The organism is Testudinibacter aquarius, assembly GCF_004342725.1.
Lineage (GTDB): Bacteria > Pseudomonadota > Gammaproteobacteria > Enterobacterales > Pasteurellaceae > Chelonobacter > Chelonobacter aquarius.
Genome location: NZ_SMCP01000008.1, coordinates 94,897 through 114,966 on the forward strand (window position 1 = coordinate 94,897; position 20,070 = coordinate 114,966).

Sequence of the window (20,070 nt, forward strand, 5' to 3'; positions counted from 1 at the left end):
TACCGGGCGGCAGCCGAGGTTGTGCCTCTAGCTATATTTCAACATCATGTCATAGATCGCTATATTTCTTGTTTCATCACCTCTAGGTTTGTAACGCTCCAACACAGAACCTTCATTTTGATATTCATAATGTACATCTCCACCATTTTTTAACATAAGTTCTAAAACATCTAAATGTTCACGTATATATCCTATCATTGATAATGGAATTAACCCGTCTCGATTAGGAATATTAGGAGCAGCCCCCGCATTTAATAACGCAATCGCTCCATCTACATTCTTTGAACGCATTGCATAATGTAATGGGGTCATGCCATACATATCTTGGGCATTCACCTCCACGCCATGATCAATATAAAATTGAACCACACTGAGCGGTGCCGCAGATAAAAGGTTGCAGCGGTGTAGCCAATTCCATTTTTCTTTTGGCGTTTTTTCCAAGATATCCAACTTTTTTTCTTCAAAAAATAATTTTTTTAATAATGATAAATCTTCTTCTCTATTTGCTGCTGTAGCTTGTAAGTCAAAGTCTTTTTCATATAATTCTTGATATCTTTCTTCAAAGGTCTGATTTTTATTTTGTTTAGCCATAATTATTCTCCTGTTGCTCTAAACTTTTTCATATCATCAATAATATCATTTAGATTCCCATTACCCGGCATTTCATCCACATGACTACGGTTAATCGACATATTTTCCAACCTAAAATTCTCCGGTCTGGCATTCACATAATCATTAAATTCTTGTCGGGAAAAATTTAATTCATGAGCTGCTAGCGATAAACGTCGATGCTCCCAACCATAGGCATGACCAATATCTATCGGACCTTTAATAACAGCCTCAGTTGCAATATTACGATAATCACCATTCGGTAATGCTTCATAATGACTTAAAATATTTTTCATCGTCTCCGAACGTAGATAACTTCTATCGTATAAGCCATCAATCGCATCGCTTACTGTTGGCTGTACCTTTAACGCTTCCGGTTTACCTATATTATTCAGTTGAGTACCATCGGTTTTTACCGTCAAATAACTCTCATATAATTTCCCGTCCGAATTTATTCGTTGGAAAACCGGATAACCGCTGACAGGGTCAACTTGACCCGTCGCAATCAGTTTGCCGCCACTTGGAGCTTCAAATATACCTTCACCAATATAGCTATATTTCTCTAAGCGTCCATCAGCCCCACGCAGTACTACTTCTTCTAAATTATGTTTTGCAACCTGGCTAGCTGCGGCTAACTTATCTGTTATACCCGCAATATTATCAACCGTCTTCGCAACAACACTCGCACCTTTTACCACCGGCAGCACTTCCGCCACCACCGTTCCGCCTCTGATTAACGACACAAGTGCGGTTTCGGCACGCATATCTTTGCCGTATAAGGCATTAACATCAGCCTGGTTGTAATGCGTTCTCAGTAAGTCGCCCGAAGATGTATCAAAGGTCGCCCATTTTTCTGTTGCGCAAGCCCGCGGATTTTTTAAACAGTCCGACAGGCTATGTTGGACTGTTTTCACCACATTTTTGCTGGTTTCTATCGGGGAATCTAACACTGTTCTTGCTGCCTCACTAAGCGCATTACCACCGTCTTTCACCCCCTCAAAAACAAGGTTATTCTTCACTTTCGGCACAAGAATATTCGTCAAAAACTGATTGTTTTCTCGATTATATTTTGCCGCTAAATTTGAATATTTTCCTATTGAGTAATACTCATCTCCTGAGGCACTAAACAGGTTCTGTGCTTTGCCGTCGCTGTTGATAAAGCTCACCGCACTTGATGACGGCACATCGCCTTTCATAGCCGACGCCGAGGACAGGAAACTATCCGCCGCCGCATCTTGGCTGTCTATCATCTTCGACCAGGCATAATCCACCCGTTGTGCCGCCCGCTCAATCAAACGCTGCTCCGCTTCTGCCACACTAATACCTTGTTCTTTGGCAAAAGCTTCCGCATTATTCCGAATCCAATCCAACTCACTCGGATGCAACTGACGGTTATACCAATCGGTATTGCCGCCCGCACTCACCGCTGCTGTGCCGCCACCGGTTGCCGCCCCTATCGCCATGCCCGCACCGATATCCAATACCGCTTTGCCCACATCGCCCAATTCTTGACCCAATATATTCAAGTGCGGGGCGGCAGCCGAGGTTGTGCCGCTTGCCACGGCACCGCTGACATTGCCGGTTAACATCCCGCCTGCAAGCGCATGAAGTGCGGTTCTTCCTGCGCCGCCCTCTTTCCATAAGGTGTAGTTCGCTCGGTTCTGTTCCAGATAGGCATCTGCCTGTGCAATCTTGTTTTTCAGCGCCGCACGTTTGCTCGGGTCAGTTTCGTGCTTGAGCGCTTGCTCCGCTTGCGCTTTAACCCCTTCCGTCAGCTCATAGGCTTTGACATCGCCCAATCTTTCAGCAGTATAAGCCACGCCCTGTGCTGCGGTTTTGCCAAAACCTTCCGTCGTCGTCCGTTGAATATCCAGCTCTTTTTGCAAAGCGTCTTTATCAAATTGATTGTTCACCCTGCCTGAGTGTGCTACCGCACTTTCGGTGGTGATATCCGTTTGCACACCGCTCAATACTGTTTCTGCACTTTTTCCCGTCCGGGCTTGCTGTGCAACACTGTCGGTTATCTCAATATTGCGGGTGTTGATACCACTGCGGGTGACATCGCTAGCACGGCTGCTGTCTGAACCAAAACCGATGCCCATACTGACTTCAGTTTTGCCTTTACCGCTATTCGGGTCACCCTCTTGCCGGGCATAATTCTGCCCCTGCGATGCTAACTTCACACCGCCGATTTCTTTCGCACTCTCGCCGCCGCCGACACTGAAATCACTACTCACGCCAAGCGTACTTCCGCTGTAATTGGCATGATTTTCAATATCTCGATAATCTATTGTGCCGGTGCGGAAACGGTTTTTCCCCTCTGATTCCGCCTGTGCCGTTGAAGTGATTAAGCCGCCACCCAACTCAGTATGCCCTTTCACCGTCACTTGGTAACCGTCATCCCCGGCAAACAGTCCGGATTGTTCTTGCACACTGACATAATCCGCATTCATCTTCGATTGGTTATAACTCGCTGAGCCTGATACGCCGTAGCCTACCGTGACTTGACCTCTGATATTTTGCTGCTTGCCGGTATACTGCAAACTGTCTTGTAAGCTGGCAATCGCTAAATCGCCGCCAATGTCAGTATGAATCCCTTTGCCACGCACCACACCGCCGACAATATTCGTGTCACCGCCGCTGATTATCGTCGTGTTACTCTCTTGCAAACCAACATGGCTGTTGACCCAACTGCGTTCATCGCCATTGCCGTAACCTCTTCCTAGGTTGCCTCCGGCTGTCACACCAAAAGCAAAACCATCACTGCCATAGCTGACGGCAACGCCCGCATTCCAACCTTGCGAACTGTTTTTGCTCCGTTCTTGATGATGTTGCTCAGCCGCCGTAATCGCAATTTTACCTGCGGTTTGCAGCACCGTTCCCTCAAGCCCGGCGACATCCGAGCCTTTGATGTTAATATGCGAGGTGTCTTTTTCGCCCGTTGTAATCAACAACGCTTTGCCGCCGGCATGCAGCTTACTGCTGTTTGCGGTGTTGCCTTCTGTATGGGTTTGATTCACATTTTTCTGTTCGCCATAGGTGATGGAGACACTGACATTTTGTGCGGACATATCACCATTTGCCAGACCTTCCCCTAATGCTTTTAAATCCTTACCGGCTTTATAACTGTCCCAAGCCGCATTGGCCGCCCCCATTGCATTAATGCGATCATTTTTGCTGCTACCGACATTTTTCACCGTTTCTACCGCACTTTGTACGGCTTGTAACGCCGGCACATTCACGGCCACCGTCAAGCCTTTTTGTTCAAAGGTGTATTTTTGATCGGTTTCATATCGATCATCCGCAGCAGTAATATCAATCCGTTTGGCTTGAACCTGAGTATCACCGGCGAGCGAGGTCACGGCGCTGCCACGTTGCAAATAGTCATTTTCGGCAACCACCAGCATATCGCCATTCAAACTGCCGACCTGACTGCCACGAGAATAATATTTACGGTTATCCGTTTCCAACGTGGTTTGGCGTGAACCAATCGTAAAACCAAATCCTCCGCTGCTCATCAGTCCCTTTTTCGTGGTTTGGCTGAAATTCTCCTCTTTCATTCGATTTTCCGCTTCGACAATCGACACATTTTTACCCTGAATCAACATCGTCTCTTCAGCAACGACATCACTGCCAATAACTTTGACATCACCTTGTTTGGACTGAATCAATATCTCTTTCGCATCAATTTGTGAGCCGACTGCCAAATTATAATCGTGATCGTGTTTTCTGATTTCCGTGGTTTTGCTCAACAAACTCTTGCTGCTGGTTTTAGAGGCAGAGGCGAGTTGCTCTGTTTGGCGAGCTTCCTCAATTTGAATATTACCTTGTGAAGTAACAAGCAGTTTCCCGTCGCCGTGAATCTGATTACCACGAATAGCCACGCCATTTTCCCCGGTCAATATCGTGTCACCGTTAAAATTCAACTGGTTACCCACTTCTGCCGTTTGATGCAGACGATAATAATTGTCTTGATTAGCGTTATATTGTTCTTTATTTTCCGTCGTCAACGTACCTAAATTCAGATGATTACCCGCATTGATTGCTGTTTTGCCGGCAATATCAAAATTTGCGCCTTTAATGGTAATATCGTCTTGGCTACGGAGGATCAGTTCGCCATTGCGATCGTTTAACCGCACTTTGGCCAGTTGATTTAAGCCTTTTTTATAAAACTCACCGGTATCTTCAGTTTCAGACAGGGTGCTTTCAATCCGGATGGTATTGGCCACACCAACCAATTTTTTATCTGCCGACCAGCTGCCCCCCAAATTCAGCAGTTCATTCTGTGCCTGTAACAAGACATTTTCACCTTGCAGCACGCCGCCCAGATTACGGATATTCTCCGCTGAAAGTGCGGTCAGCTGCCGCCCGGCAATCACACCGCTGTTTTCAATATCACCGCGGGTATTGGCAATAATCTGATTGGCTGAAATCACCGCCCCACGCGAACTCACATCCGTATCCCGCGCCACAATATACACTTGCGGTACCAATACTGTGGTCACACTGCCATCCGCCAAGCGCACTTCACGATTGACCAACCAAACCATATCGGTCGTCAGCTCTTTCATTTGCGCTTCGCTCAGCGCTACGCCCGGAATCAAGCCAAACTGTGCCGCATATTTGATCCCGCTATCCATCAGGGCTTTGTATTGATCATAGTCCGACTGATAATTATTTAAGAAACGGCGTCCGGTCAGTTGATTAACCTGTTCATTAATCAAGCGTTGCTCATAAAAACCGTCACCCAAACGCTTATGCATGTTGTTATGATCACTGCGCAAGGCTGTAAACATATAATCCGAACTCAGCCATTGGCGACGGTTGGCAAATTGCGGATCGGTTTCGACTAAATAGCCATTTGGTGCAGCTGGATTAATTTGATACAGACTGGCTTGCGGCAAGATGATTTCTACTACATGAGTTTTGATAACGGGTGGCACACTATTACCCAAGTTTTCAGGGGAGATCGTGGAAGTCTGCCCGGATATGACTACATTTACCGTAGGCGCTGCAATATTTTCTTGCCCGACTGATGTCGATAATCCTGATGTGGTAATGGTTTTTAATGCAACAGTATCCGCATATGATTGATTATCAATTATGGTATTGGTACCGGTAACTTCACTACCGATTTCATTTAAAACTTTATCAAATGTAAAATATTGTGTCGGATGTATTTCATTGACATTACCTGAGCCGTTGCCATAAACCGCCCAGCGCTTTTTACCAAGGGATCCATAACGGCGATATTCTTTTCCAAAACTGCTCCATCTGCCAGTATCCATAATATCTATAGTGCCTTGAATATCAATATTTTTTAAGGTCACTCCATCGGCCGTTAAATCACTGTTATTTTCATTACGGGTGAAAATACGATCACCCAATACTAATGTTTTACCGATGGATAGTGTAGAAGCGTTATTTTCTAAATCTGAGCCTGAAAGCAATAGATCACCACCGATCAGGATTTTAGCCGGATCGCGATATTCAATTGTACTGGTGACGGTATGGCGATTATAATCCCAGTTTGTCCAGTAACGAGAGGCAATTCTGGTGCCGTCTTTTAAAATAAAATAAGAGTTGGAATCATGCTTATCATTATTTTTTAGTTCAAATGAACCTTCACCCCCGTTTTTATTGAGCAAAGCATAACGTGTTGAACTGTTTGATGGCGCATATTCAATAATATGCTCATCAGTATGATATTCCCCTAATTTTAAATAAAGATCATGGTTTAATAATCGTTCCGTTCTAATTTCACCATTCCCCAAGGCTTCAATGGTTGCACTGCCGTTATCCACGAATTTGGCATAGCCGGTCGCTTGATTTTGCTCATTTAATTGACCACCTATAGCAATATCACCGACACTAAAAATCAAACTGTGATCACGATTAATTAACGTGCCTACAGCTAAATCTAAACGTTCACGTGCGGCTATCGTTGCAGATTTTTCACCGTTATTGAGATTATTCAGGCTCTCTGCTTGAATCGCTAAATGCTCACCGTAAATCCGAGCGCTACCGAGATTATTTAATATATCGGTTTTAATAATATTTTGCGTACCGTCTAATAGCCCGTAGTTGGTGACCGTATTGGCATTGATTAATGTATGATTTGATGAAATCTCAGAGTTTTGATTATTAATCAAATTATTAGCTGCGAATGAAGCTTGATTACCAACAACTTGTTTGACATTATTGACAAAATCACCCTGTGTACTGAAAACTAAGTTATTTCCTATTTGGAAAGCTTGATTTAGGGTAAAACTGTCGCTGAGTGCAATTTCGGCATTCCCTTGGGTTTTAATTTTACCTTCATTTTGTAAGGTTTTAGCACTCAAATTCAGCTGTTGTCCGGCTTCAATCGTACCCTCTTGGTTATCAACCACTAAATTATTGTCCAGTGCATGAATTTGTACAATTTGTCCTGCTAAAAACTCACCCGCTTGGTTATTGAGCTGATTTTTAATTGTGGCAGATACGATATTATTAGCATAAACGCCACCTTGCTGGTTATTTAACTCAGCAATATTGAGTTGAATATTTTTAGCTTGCAATCCTTGGGTTGGTTTGATTCCAGTTGCAACAGTTTGTTGGTTATTAAGCTGTGTTGCGGTAATATTCAATATATCAGTTGCACCAATCAATGAACCGTGTTGGCCACCTTGCTGATTATTAATCGTCGTCGCATTCAGGTGCGTATTTGTTCCCCAAATCGCACCCATTTGGTTATCAATTTGTTCTGCTTGTATGACGGCTTGCTGTTGTGTATTAATAATGCCGTTTATATTTGTCAGTGTTTGAGCATTGATAGCTAAGTTTTGATCCGCCGCCACTTTACCCAGCGTATTATTAAGTCGATTAATATTATTTAATACAACTGAACCTAACCCAATAATACCTTGATTTGTTTGTTGAGTATTCTGATTATCAAGATGTTGATTATTAGTATCAATAGTAAGCGTTTTATCTCCACGCAATAAACCTTGCTGATTATTAATCGCGCCGGAATTTAATCTAGTGTTACTTGAAAAAATTCGACCTTGAAGATTATTTAATGCAGCTCCCTGCGTATTGATAGCCAGCTCGCCTTGGCTATCAATCATTCCTGCACTATTATTTAGCGCATCTGAAATAATATTAAGTGCGGTATTGGTAAATAGCGTACCATTTACATTATTAATTCCGCCGCTGATAATATCAGCATTGTTCGCCATGACAACACCGTTTTGATTACTGAGTTCGGTTGTTTGCAAGACAGCATTTAATTTAGCTTGAATGATACCGTCATTATTATTCAGACTCCCGCTATTAAGACGAAGATCTTCCTGAGCAAAAAGCGTACCGCTTGCGTTATTTAACGTAGTGTTATTAGTTTCTATAATCAAATCATGATATCGGCTGGCAATTGTTGAATTTGAATTATGCAATCCACCTTGTACATCAATGGTAACTGACTGATTGCCTAAAATAGTACTTTCAGAGTGATCTAACGATTTTGCCAGTGTGATATTAATTTCGTTGGCTGAAACAGTACTCTTATCCGCTGATACTAGGCTATCGCCTACAATAGTGAGTTGCTTATTCACCGTTATATTCGATTGATGTTGTTCGATTATCGGCACGCTGATAGATAACGAGTCAGCTTGTAATTTTCCTTGTGTGCTGTAATAGCCATTGTTTAACTGTAATTCTGCTTGCTGAGCGGCATAAAGTTTCCCTGAATCATTTCGAAGCGTATCGGCATTTATCGTTATATTTTGATTGCTGGCAATAAAACCGAGCGTATTATTCAATGTCGCACTGTTAATGACTAAATTACCTAAAGCAATAATGCCTTTTGGTGTACTGTCACTAATATTGGTTTGCTGATTAGATATGTCTCCCTTATTGGTATTGATATGCATATTGCCGAGACTTTTAATTAGACCATTGGTATTCGTCAATTGATTAGTTTGTAGGTTAAGAGAGTTGTTCGCAAATAACGTACCTCTTGCCGAATTAAACTTAGTGACGGCATTTATTACTAAATTTTGACCGGCAATTAACCGCCCTTCAGTATTCTCTACCTCATCGGCATTCAGATGAAAATTGCCCCCTGTACTCAACGTACCGCCTTGATTTTGAATATGACGAACCTTCAGGTTAAAATCATCAGTGCCGGTTTGTTGCCAACTGCCTTTTTGGTTAAATAAATCGGTTTGCGTCGTTTGAATGCGTTCAGCAGTTAATTGGCTACCCTGAGTTGAAAGTGTGGTCGGTGTGTTAATCGTCAGATTTTTGACCGCACTTAACACCGCACTGTCTGCGTTTACATTGCCATTGCTTGCTTGAATATCAATATTATAACCTTTGGTTTGGCCATGATTTAAATTGACTGCTTTTGCCTTAACCTGCAATTTTCCCGACGCCAAATTCTGCCCCTGCGCCACCGCACTTTGCTCGGCTGTCAGGGTGAGGTTTTTGCCGTTTTCGCTGGCGGCATTCAGGGTTTTACGTTCGCCGTTGTCGGTTTGCTCAAACCGCACGCCGGCGGCAAGTACCGCGGTTTTTTCGGTGTCAATCTGTTTGGCTTGATAACCGATGTCGCCCTCAGCGAAGGTTTCGCCCTGTTGCGCTATCTTGCCGTTCGCTTGCAACCGCACTTTGCCTTTTCCTTGTGCATTCCCCTTGGCAATAACACTGCCGTGCTGTTGAATACCTTGGGTTCGACTTTGCAATTGGACATCGCCCTGTTGCGCATACACCGTGCCGCGGTTTTCCAGCTGCTGTTTGGCGCTGGCTTTGACGTCTTGTTGTGCGCCGACAAAACCGGTGTTGACAATCTGCCCTTGTGAATCAATCTGTACATTGCCTTGGGTGGCACCGATATGTCCGGCATTGCGCACGCCTAAGCCGTCTTCCGTGCCAACCAGATGGATTTTGCCGGCATACATCCCGCCCAATTCGGAGACATCCACCGCATACCGCATTTTTTGTGGCGCCACCGTTGGGTTTGGCTCTGTGTTGCCACCGGTATGCAGAATTTCAACACTGCGGTTATCACGAGAAACTTTATTCTTGCCCGTGGTCACCTTCAGCGCTTTCGCCCAAATACCGGCATTGACTTCGGCTTCTCGGGCAATAATATCGGTGTAATCTGAACTTGAGGTATCCATACCACGACCGCTAACCACCACTTTGCCGTTTTCTACGGTAAAACCGTTGACATCGCCATTGCTCATCTCGACTTTGCCGGTAGTCAAGGTGGTGCGACCGGCATTAATCGTGCCACAGCCTTGGCATTCAATGCCTGAGGGGTTGGCGATAATCACCTCCGCTCGTTGTCCTGCCACTTCCACATAGCCGTGCAATCGACTGGGGTCAGCAGAATTGACCTGATTGACAATCACCCTGGCTTCGCCGGTCGCCAAATACGGATTGCCTTGCACCCAACCGCCTTGTAGGGTTGGGGTGTTGCTGCGGCTGTTATTGAGGATAGCGCCCTGATTCGCCACATCGAATTGGGTATAGCTGTTTTTAGATACCCCTTGGGCGCTCGGGGTTTGGATATTAACTTGCGGCACGCCGTTGGCGGTTTGCAGAATAATCGCCTGTTCATTTTTCGGTGCGCTTTGGTCGGCACGAATTTGCATTTCATTGGCACTCGCCGTTGCACAAAACAGCAAACCCAACAGGCTGAACAAACCGACATTAACCGCACTTAGCCGCCAGCCTTTGCCTAACGTAAAACGGCTCACCCCTTCCGCAGCCATCTGCCCGCCCTCGCCTTTGGCTTTGCCCTCACGAGTGGCAATTTCAGAGACCACCACCAAACGTTGTTGGGTTTTGCTGAAAATCAGGCGGTAGAGATGCTTGTTCATCGGGGATTCCTTTTACTTTCTGTGTCTATTTTAAATCTATTTTGAATTTGTTTATGGCGATTGAATTAAAACTGATAACTCAGATTAAAGCCGGTGGTCACATGGCTGGTACGAAAGCCCTGTGGTTTGTGAATCGGGGTGCCGACAAAATACTCATAATTCAGCCCCCACAAATTGCCACGCAGCCCCAGCGCACTGCCCACCAAATGACGCCCTAACAGTTGCTCGGTGCCACGTCCTCGTATCACGCCTTTGTCGATGGCGACATACAGCTCATGCCCGCTTGCCATCACATTCCACGCCAATTCATTGCGCCACAACCAACCTCGGTCACCGGACAGTGTCAACTCGCCGTCAAAACCACGCACGGTGTAACGTCCGCCGATACTGAAGCGGTCTTGTTGAATCAGCGGGGTCTTATTCCATTGTGCCCGCCAAGCGGTGATATAACGCCACGGTTGCTGCCCCAGTGCAAACGGCAGGGTTAAGCTGATATCCGCATTGATGATTTTTGGGCGTGATGTGCCTTCGCCATACTGTTCTTCCGGTGCTGCCAGCGAGCGGTTGGCACCGGTGCCACGTTTGTAATTGAGGCTGATATCTAAGGTCGCCTTGCCGATATATTCTTTGTGCTGGAGACCGATTTGCCAACCTGCCATGCGGCGACGCTGCACATCTACTTCGGCATCATCAATGTAGTTGGCCGAACGTCGGTGCCACACCCCCAGACTCGCCGTGGTTTTGCGCTGTTGGTCACGATAGAGTAAACGTGACAGGGTGGCGTTCATCGTGGTACTTTCACCGGCGTAACGATAGTCGGTAAACGCCCCGAATACCTGCTGGTGATAATCCTGTTTCGAGCCGGACACGCTCAGCATCCAGTTTTTCCACGGCACGCCGTAATACAGGCTGATATTTTTACTGCCTCGTTGTCCGTTATCATCACTACCACGCTTAAAACTGCGGGTAAGTGAGGTGTAAAACAGGTCATTGAGTGACAGCATATTTTCAATCGATGCCGTGACACTGCCTTGCAGCCGACCGGTCGATTTACTGCCGGCATCATCCAGCCCCAAGGTTAAACGGTAAGGAAAGCGCTGCTCAAAATCAATCAGCAAATTGCTGTCGCCCGGATTAGCGCCTTCCTCCGCCGGAACAATTTGAATATTGGCATCCGCATGCGGTGGTCGTTTCAGGTTTTCCAACCCTTGCTCAATATCACGAATATTCAACAGTTCGCCGCTGCTCATCGGCAAAGCAAACCACACCGTTGCCGGTGTCACTTTGCGAAAGGCACTGTTATCCCGCATTTGAATCTGACTCACTCGCCCCGGCACCACTGTCAATATCAGTTTGCCCGAACGTAAATCCTGTGGTTGCACCAACACCCGTGTGGTCACAAAACCCTTTTCGATAATCGCATTTTGAACCCGTTTAATTAAAATACCGATCCCCTCCCCGCCGACACAATGTGGCAACGAGAAATCCTGTGCTTGATACACCGCATCCAACGCCCAATCAAATTGGCTTATCGGTGGTCGGGTGTCTTTGGCGGCATAGGCGTTTAAATCGGGGGTGTTCAGGTCAAGGTCGGTCAGATAGAGTTGAGAGATGGTCAGGCATTGGGCTTCGGGGATTAACAAGGGGCGTTGTTCGGTACTATCGCTCTCGGTCTGAAACCGCACTTCGGGAGTGTGGACTTGCTGGCGTTGCAGCGCTTGGCTCTGCTGTTGTTGGCGTTGTTGCTGTTGGGCATCGAATTGTAAATCGCTTACACTCACTGTTGATGAATTGTTTGTGTCGGCGAAGACCTTAGTCGGAAAAGCCAACATTGGAACAGCAAGTGTTATGAAAGCAAAGGTTGAAGAAGTAAAATTGAGTCGAACACGGCTAAAAAAGAGTGTTGAGCTTTTAAGTCGCAAAATACTGTACCTGGCTAAAATTGACAAAATAAATTGACAGAATATGAATGGTAGAAGTATATGTTGATTTGTTAAATTTTGCCAGTGTAAATTCAATCGAATTGGAGCGTAATTCGTTTCAAATAAGATCAGGCAGTCCTATATTCACAGCCCTGTTAAACCATTTAATTAAGCTATTTGGCTATACCATTTAACTATCATTGGGTTATGCCACGCCTTTTTGGCGCATGAAGAATCAAATCACCACCGTATTCACTCGATAATCTTCCAATGTCAGCTCCAAGCGGTCACCTTCTTGTAATGAGGCGACACCTTGTGGGGTGCCGGTGAGGACGATGTCGCCTTTTTGTAAGGTAAAAAAGCGGCTGGCGTAGCTGATCAATTGGGCTATCGGGGTCATCATTTGAGCGGATTTGCCTTTTTGTCGTAATTCGCCGTTGACACTCAAACTGAAGCGAATTTTATCCCAATCGGGGCATTGGGCCGCCGGGATAAAATGTGAAATCGGACAGGAGTTGTCAAAGCCTTTGGCTTTTGCCCATGGCCAGCCTTTTTCTTTACACTCTTGTTGCATATCTCTCAAGGTCAGATCCAATGCAACGGCAAAACCGACAACTGCATTTTTTACCTGTCCCGGTGAGGCGTTGGACAGCGTTGATCCGATCAGCACCGCAATTTCAAGTTCATGATCCACCCGTCCCCATTTTTTAGGAATATCCAACGGCTTATTTAAGGGGCAAAGTGCGGTATTTGGCTTCAGAAAAAGTAATGGCTCTTGGATTACAGGATTGTTCATCTCTTTAATGTGTCCGACATAATTGCGCCCGACACACACCACCTTATTCACCGGCAAATCCAAGGTACTGCCTTTAATATCTCTATGTTGATACATACACTTCTCCCGTTCGTTGCTTAACCCACCATCACCGCTAGTGACTTCATTTGTAACATATTCCCTTTTTAAAAGATAGGCAGTTTTTTATTGATTTACACGCGCAGCAATTTGGTCGGCAAACATGCCGATGCTCAAGGCAAAATAGTTAGAATTGTTCCAATTGAGCAAAGTGCGGTAGTTATTCGTCACCAAAAACACCCTGCCGACTTCTTTATTCGGACGTACCAGCCACAAATCGGCACCGGCAAGCTGTTGCCAGCGTTGCAAAGCCGCATCGTCATATGACTTCAAGCGCACGCCCATCGCTTGCCAAGTTGCCAACGAACGTTTTTTGCCACTTTCGATCCCGGCCAGATCCAACGACATCGGGCTATCCAGCACCACTTCAACACCCCACGGCAGTCGTTTGTCCCACCCTACGGTTGACAGATAGTTGGCGATTGAGGAAAAAACATCCGTTTGGGTTTTCCAAATATCCTTACTGCCGTCACCATCGGCATCAACCGCATAACTTAAAAATGAAGACGGCATAAATTGCGACTGCCCCATTGCCCCCGCCCAAGAGCCTTTCATGCGCTCACGCGAAATCACATTTTGTTGCAAAATTTTTAGTGCGTTCACATATTCTTGCGCAAATAAGGTTTCACGCCGTCCGTCAAATGCCAGCGTCGCCAAGACCGACAACACATCATAATTGCCTTGATAGTACCCAAAGCTGCTCTCCATGCCCCACAACGCCATAATATAGTGATTCGGCACGCCATACTGGCGGCTGGCTTGATTCAGTGCCGGCAGTTGCTGCCAATAGCGCTGTTCGGCGATGTTGACTTTTTGCGGTGTTAAGACGCGGTTAAGGTAGTTGGTTACGCCATTAGGATTCGGCGCCGCCGGCTGATTACGGTTGCGCTGCGCTCGTTCTGCTTGGCTGTTGTCTAACTCAACGGCTTTAGCAATATAGCGGACATTTTGCCCTTTTTGTGTAATCGTTCGGCTGCTTACTCCTTCGGCAACCGCTCTTTGCTCTAAATAACGGATATAATCGTTAAAATTATCTAAGGTTCTCGGTTTGGCGAACGGCTGTCCGTGATAGGTTGTTGGATTCGAGCTACAACCTGCCAACAATAGGCTGGTGATTAAGAGAGTTCTTTTCAACATTTTGCTTTCCTGTTAACACATTTAAAAAATTACAGCTTAGTGGCTAAATCATTTTGAGATTTAAGCGCTAATAATAAATTGGGTTCCTGCTGTGGCATTTGCAGATAAAATCCCTGGGTTTGAAGCTGTTGGCTCACGCTGTCATTATCCGCCAATGCCAACGGTTTATCGCCATGCAGATTAAACAACATCAACAATTCCGGGGTGCCGAAACGCGCTAGCAAAACCTGTGGCACCGCTGAAAAATCATCACGTTTAGCAAGGTATAAATACATTCCGGCATGACGACGTGTTTTATAAATCGCACATAACATCAACCACTGCTCCTCTATTCATCTGATTCAATCATCGTAATTATACGAAATTTATACTATAATCAGAATACTAAATTTATGTTAAAGACCTCTTGCACGCTATGGCAAATAATATTATTGAACTACATACCGGACAATTCTCATCGATTTTGCTGACGATCAACAGCTCCAGCCTGGTGGCAATTAAAAAAGCGCTGACCAATAAAGTGCAAAAATCCCCGCTTTTCTTTCAAAATGTACCGGTGATCCTAGAATTTAATCAACATCTGCAAAAAGTGGATCTGTTCAAGTTGCAGCAACTCTTGACAGAGTTCGGGATTCAGCTGATCGGAGTCAGCAATTGGCACAATAATCTGGAAAAAGAGCTGGTACTGAGCCATAACCTGCCGGCGCTGGGCAAAAGCACCAGTTTGGATCAAATTATGCCACAGTTTCGTTATGTCAAACCGAAAGTGGTTCAAGGCAATGTTGCTGCCGGACAGGTGATCTATGCCAAACATTGTGATTTGGTTATTCACGGGGACGTGGCACAAGGTGCCGAAGTCGCTGCCGACGGCAATATTCACATCTACGGCAAACTGTGGGGGCGTGCCATGGCGGGGGTTAATTCAGAACACAATGATTGCAGCGTTTACACCCAATATTTGGATGCAGAGTTTCTGTCGGTCTGCAAACGTTTTGTGTATAAAGCTCAAATTCCGATCGACTATTTGCTGCAAGCAGTGCGCATCGAAGCCGGTGCCAATACATTAAGCTATCATTACATCAAGTGACCGTTTCAAACAGAATCAAAAATGCCGCATCACCGCCCCAGGCCTTTGGCGCTTGATGCAACGCCCGCACTTTGGGGTGTTGCACCAACCAGCGCGGAATCTGTTGTTTTAATGCAAACGTGCCGTAGCCGGTCATAATACTGGCGCAAAACACATTCTCTTTCTCACAAGCGTACAACAATGCTGCCAACTCAGCTTTTGCCTGTTCTCGCGTTAGTCCGTGCAGATCCAGAAACAGCTCGGGCGCAAAATCACCACGCCGCAATTGTTTCAGCAAATGAGAATCTTCGCCTGCACGCAGATACCGCACTTTGCTGTCCTGTTCCAATAACGGTTCGTACTGATCGGAAAAATAGAAGCTGATATCCTGTTGCTGCACCAATTCGTTATTTTGCTGCTTTTGTTTCGCTGCGGCTGTTTTTATTCTTGCTGCCACTTTTCTTGGCTCCACTATTCTTGGTTCCACATAGGTATCTTGCTTCAACTTTTTCGCCCCACGGATCTCGCGTCGAAAAAGCTGAATATCATCTTGCTCTAAATTCATCGGATTTGCCTGACGGTCCTTACTCTCTTGCTGTTTATGCTTAAAATTCGGCGCTAATATAACACGAAAATGCCTTCAAACCGCACTTTTGTCTTTACCAACAAAATATAAACAAAGATCAACAGACCCTACAATAATCAACCGCCACTGGCATAGCGGCGCAATGTTGGTTACACTAAGCGCTTATTTTGTTTCAAGCAATCTGAAAAGTTATGAATCCACTATTCACCTTAAATCTGCCGCAACAAGCCGCCGATCACAAATTACTCGGTAATGTCATCGCCGATAGCGATGTGCTGGCGATCAGCCAAGCCGCAAGTCAACATCAAGGTTTAACCGTGGTGGTGACCGCCGATACTCGCTACGCCCTCAGTTTAGAAAAAAAACTCAGCCGCTTCAGCGCACAAAACGTCTGTTTTTTCCCTGATTGGGAAACCTTGCCCTACGACAGTTTTTCACCGCACCAAGATATTATTTCCGCTCGTTTAAGTGCGCTGTTTTTCCTGCAACAACCACAACAAGGCATTTTCGTGTTGCCGATTAACACCTTGATGCAACGCCTGTGCCCACCGCACTTTTTAAGCAATAACGTATTGCTGATTAAGCAAGGTGACAAGGTGTTGTTAAACAAATTGCGCTTACAACTGGAGAACGCAGGTTATCGCGCAGTGGAGCAAGTGCTGGAACACGGTGAATATGCGGTGCGCGGTTCATTGCTGGATCTGTTTCCGATGGGCAGTGACGAGCCGTTTCGCTTGGATTTCTTCGATGATGAAATTGATTCGATCCGTACTTTCGATGTGGATACACAGCGCACCCTGAACAAAATCGAACAGATTAATCTGCTGCCGGCGCATGAATTTCCGACTGACGACAAAGCGATTGAGTTTTTTCGTGGACAATTCCGTGAACGTTTTGAAATCCGTCGCGATCCGGAGCATATTTACCAACAAATCAGCAAAGGCACGCTGGTTTCCGGGATTGAATATTGGCAAACCCTGTTTTTTGAGCAGATGGCAACGCTGTTTGATTACCTGCCTGAAAACAGCCTGTTTATTGATTATCACAACAACGCTGAGCGTGCGGAGCGCTTCTATCAAGATGCTCAGCAACGTTTTGAAAGCCGCAAAGTTGATCCGATGCGCCCACTGTTGCCACCGGATCAGTTATGGCTACGGATTGACGACATCAATCGCCAATTGAAACACTACCCGCGCTTAACGCTGCATAACGAAAAATTGCGCAATTCGGCTCGCCAGAGCAATTTGCCGGTCAGCGCATTGCCAACATTGACGATTAACGCCCAACAGAAAGAGCCGCTGAAACTGCTGCGCCAATTTGATGAACAGTTTGACGGACAACTGTTGTTTTCGGTGGAAAGCGAAGGACGGCGTGAAACCTTACTCGAATTATTACGTCCATTAAAGCTGAAACCGCACTTGACCCGAACCCTGTCACAAGCATTTGAAAATCGTCATAACCTGATGATTAGCGGATTGGATGACGGATTTATTTTAGATTGTGACAGTCACGCCCAGCTGGCACTGATCACCGAAACCAATTTATTGGGCGAACGGGTGCAGCAGCGCAAACGCGATCAACGTAAAACCGTGAACCCGGATACCCTGATCCGCAATCTGGCCGAATTGAAAACCGGACAGCCGGTGGTGCACCTTGAGCACGGTGTGGGGCGTTATGGTGGTTTGACAACACTTGAAACCGGTGGCATCACTGCCGAATATCTGATTTTAGATTACGCCAACCAAGCAAAACTGTATGTGCCGGTGTCATCTCTCTATTTATTAAGCCGCTATGTGGGCGGCAATGAAGAAACTGCACCGTTGCACAAACTGGGTAGCGATGCCTGGGTGAAAGCACGGCATAAAGCCGCAGAAAAAATCCGTGATGTGGCAGCGGAATTGCTGGATGTCTATGCCAAGCGCGAAACACAAAAAGGCTTTGCTTTTCAGTATAATAAAGAAGAATTTAAACAGTTTGCCGACACCTTTAATTTTGAAGAAACCGCTGATCAGCAAATGGCGATCAATGCGGTGATCAGCGATATGTGTCTGCCGAAAGCGATGGATCGCCTGGTGTGCGGTGATGTGGGTTTCGGCAAAACCGAAGTGGCGATCCGTGCCGCATTTTTGGCGGTGAACAACAGCCGTCAAGTGGCAATTCTCGTGCCGACAACACTGTTAGCACAGCAACATTACGACAATTTCAAAGACCGCTTTGCCAACTTGGCGGTCAATGTGGAAATGTTGTCGCGTTTTAAGACCGCCAAAGAACAGAAAGTGATTTTGCAGCAATTGGAACAAGGCACAATCGATATTCTGATCGGCACGCATAAATTACTGCAATCCGATGTGAAATTTAAAAATTTGGGCTTGTTGGTGGTTGATGAAGAACACCGTTTCGGCGTGCGGCAAAAAGAGCGGATCAAACAACTGCGTGCCAATGTGGATATCCTAACCCTGACCGCCACCCCGATTCCGCGCACCTTAAATATGGCGATGAGCGGCATGCGCGATTTATCGATTATCTCTACCCCACCGGCGCGCCGTTTGACGATTAAAACCTTTGTACGTGAAAACGATGATCTGCTGATTCGCGAAGCGGTGCTGCGAGAAATTCTGCGTGGTGGACAAGTTTATTACTTGCATAACGATGTCGCCACCATTGAAAATTGTGCCGAACAGCTGGCAAAACTGGTACCGGAAGCACGCATTGTGATCGGACACGGGCAGATGCGCGAACGGGATCTGGAACGGGTGATGAGCGATTTTTATCATCAGCGTTACAATCTGTTGGTCTGTTCTACGATCATCGAAACCGGTATCGACGTGCCGACAGCCAACACCATTATTATCGAGCGTGCCGATAAATTCGGCTTGGCGCAACTGCATCAACTGCGTGGCCGTGTCGGGCGTTCGCACCACCAAGCGTATGCCTATCTGTTGACCCCAAACCCGAAACGCATGACCAAAGATGCGTTGAAACGCTTGGAAGCGTTGGAAAGTCTGGACAATCTCGGCGCCGGCTTCGTGCTGGCAACCCACGATTTGGAAATCCGTGGCGCCGGCGAACTGCTTGGCAGTGAACAGAGCGGACAGATCGAATCGATCGGTTTCTCGCTTTACATGGAACTGCTCGAAAGTGCGGTCAACGCCCTGAAAGAGGGGCGCGAACCGTCATTGGACGAACTGACTCAGCAGCAAGTAGAAATCGACTTGCGGATTCCTGCCCTGCTGCCGGAGGAGTATCTGGGCGATGTCAATATGCGGCTGTCATTCTACAAACGTATCGCCAGCGCTGCCAGCCAACAAGAGCTGGACGAATTGAAAGTGGAACTGATCGACCGCTTCGGTTTACTGCCGCAAGCCGGCAAAAACCTACTGCAAATCGCCGAACTGCGCTTATTGGCAAAACCGCTCGCCGTGCAAAAAATCGAAGCCCACGCCCAAGGCGGCGCATTGGAATTCAAAGCCAACGCCGAACTGGATCCGCTCAAATTCTTAGCCTTAATCAAACAACAGCCGAACATCTTCCGCTTCGACGGCCCAACTAAATTTCGTTTCACCAAAACCACCGAAACCGCACAAGAGCGGTTGGCTTTTGTGGAGGAGTTGGTGAAAAGTTTGTTAGATTAGACAAAATAATAAGCAGATAACAATACTCAAAGTGCGGTTGAGTATTGATTTCTGCTCTTTTACTTAAATTTATATTTGTTTTTATTTAACTAAGAAATTTAGTTTGGGTTAAAATAATAATATTAAAATAAAATAAATGAGATTTAGATCTCAAAAATCGCATAAATACGGTTAGATTTCAATCAATTGCGCCAAAGTTATACATTACGCCATTTTATTTTTATCATTATAACAAATCATTCTTTTTATTTTTATTAGTTAATTAAATTACAACACCAAATTCCAATCTAAAACTTCTTTTTCGATTTGAGCTTGATCACAATTCTTATTTTTAAAGTT

At 45.8% G+C, this 20,070-nt stretch carries 9 protein-coding genes; 2 read left to right on the forward strand and 7 right to left on the reverse strand.

Annotation, left to right across the window (positions count from 1 at the left end; genetic code table 11):
• Positions 1-27: 27 nt before the first annotated feature.
• The 6 genes from EDC16_RS09315 to EDC16_RS09340 form a co-directional block, all read right to left on the reverse strand.
• Positions 28-594 (reverse strand): ankyrin repeat domain-containing protein, encoded by a 567-nt coding sequence (locus tag EDC16_RS09315; protein ID WP_416069087.1) that lies wholly within the window; start codon positions 592-594, stop codon positions 28-30.
• Positions 594-10,475 (reverse strand): two-partner secretion domain-containing protein, encoded by a 9,882-nt coding sequence (locus EDC16_RS09320; RefSeq protein WP_132967583.1) that lies wholly within the window; start codon positions 10,473-10,475, stop codon positions 594-596. The genes EDC16_RS09315 and EDC16_RS09320 overlap by 1 nt, the downstream gene beginning before the upstream one ends.
• Before the next feature lie 65 nt (positions 10,476-10,540).
• Positions 10,541-12,256 carry a ShlB/FhaC/HecB family hemolysin secretion/activation protein gene (locus tag EDC16_RS09325; RefSeq protein WP_232517232.1) on the reverse strand — a complete coding sequence of 572 codons (1,716 nt, stop codon included), beginning with the start codon at positions 12,254-12,256 and terminating at the stop codon, positions 10,541-10,543.
• A gap of 376 nt (positions 12,257-12,632) precedes the next feature.
• Positions 12,633-13,289, reverse strand: coding sequence for a fumarylacetoacetate hydrolase family protein (locus EDC16_RS09330; RefSeq protein ID WP_132967585.1), 657 nt, complete (start codon positions 13,287-13,289; stop codon positions 12,633-12,635).
• Positions 13,290-13,376: 87 nt separating this feature from the next.
• A complete protein-coding gene (locus tag EDC16_RS09335; RefSeq protein ID WP_132967586.1) occupies positions 13,377-14,447 on the reverse strand; it encodes a lytic murein transglycosylase in 1,071 nt (356 codons plus the stop codon).
• A 29-nt stretch (positions 14,448-14,476) separates the two neighbouring features.
• Complete coding sequence (locus EDC16_RS09340; RefSeq protein WP_132967587.1) at positions 14,477-14,761, reverse strand: YcgL domain-containing protein; 285 nt, start codon at positions 14,759-14,761, stop codon at positions 14,477-14,479.
• Between the two features lie 101 nt (positions 14,762-14,862).
• Between EDC16_RS09340 and minC the strand changes: the two genes are divergently transcribed.
• Positions 14,863-15,534, forward strand: a complete 672-nt coding sequence (gene minC / locus EDC16_RS09345) for a septum site-determining protein MinC (protein WP_132967588.1) — start codon at positions 14,863-14,865, stop codon at positions 15,532-15,534.
• On the opposite strand, the gene smrB is transcribed toward minC, so the two are convergent.
• A complete protein-coding gene (gene smrB / locus EDC16_RS09350; protein WP_132967589.1) occupies positions 15,527-16,078 on the reverse strand; it encodes an endonuclease SmrB in 552 nt (183 codons plus the stop codon). The genes minC and smrB overlap by 8 nt on opposite strands.
• Before the next feature lie 212 nt (positions 16,079-16,290).
• Between smrB and mfd the strand changes: the two genes are divergently transcribed.
• Entirely contained in the window at positions 16,291-19,731 is a 3,441-nt protein-coding gene (gene mfd / locus EDC16_RS09355) for a transcription-repair coupling factor (protein WP_132967590.1), read from the forward strand.
• Positions 19,732-20,070 lie beyond the last annotated feature (339 nt).

Excerpts from the sequence above, each read along its gene's own strand:
- EDC16_RS09320 (WP_132967583.1), bottom strand. The coding sequence starts at position 10,475 with ATGAACAAGCATCTCTACCGCCTGATTTTCAGCAAAACCCAACAACGT.
- EDC16_RS09330 (WP_132967585.1), bottom strand. The coding sequence starts at position 13,289 with ATGTATCAACATAGAGATATTAAAGGCAGTACCTTGGATTTGCCGGTG.
- EDC16_RS09335 (WP_132967586.1), bottom strand. The coding sequence starts at position 14,447 with ATGTTGAAAAGAACTCTCTTAATCACCAGCCTATTGTTGGCAGGTTGT.
- EDC16_RS09340 (WP_132967587.1), bottom strand. The coding sequence starts at position 14,761 with ATGTTATGTGCGATTTATAAAACACGTCGTCATGCCGGAATGTATTTA.
- minC (WP_132967588.1), top strand. The coding sequence starts at position 14,863 with ATGGCAAATAATATTATTGAACTACATACCGGACAATTCTCATCGATT.
- smrB (WP_132967589.1), bottom strand. The coding sequence starts at position 16,078 with ATGAATTTAGAGCAAGATGATATTCAGCTTTTTCGACGCGAGATCCGT.
- mfd (WP_132967590.1), top strand. The coding sequence starts at position 16,291 with ATGAATCCACTATTCACCTTAAATCTGCCGCAACAAGCCGCCGATCAC.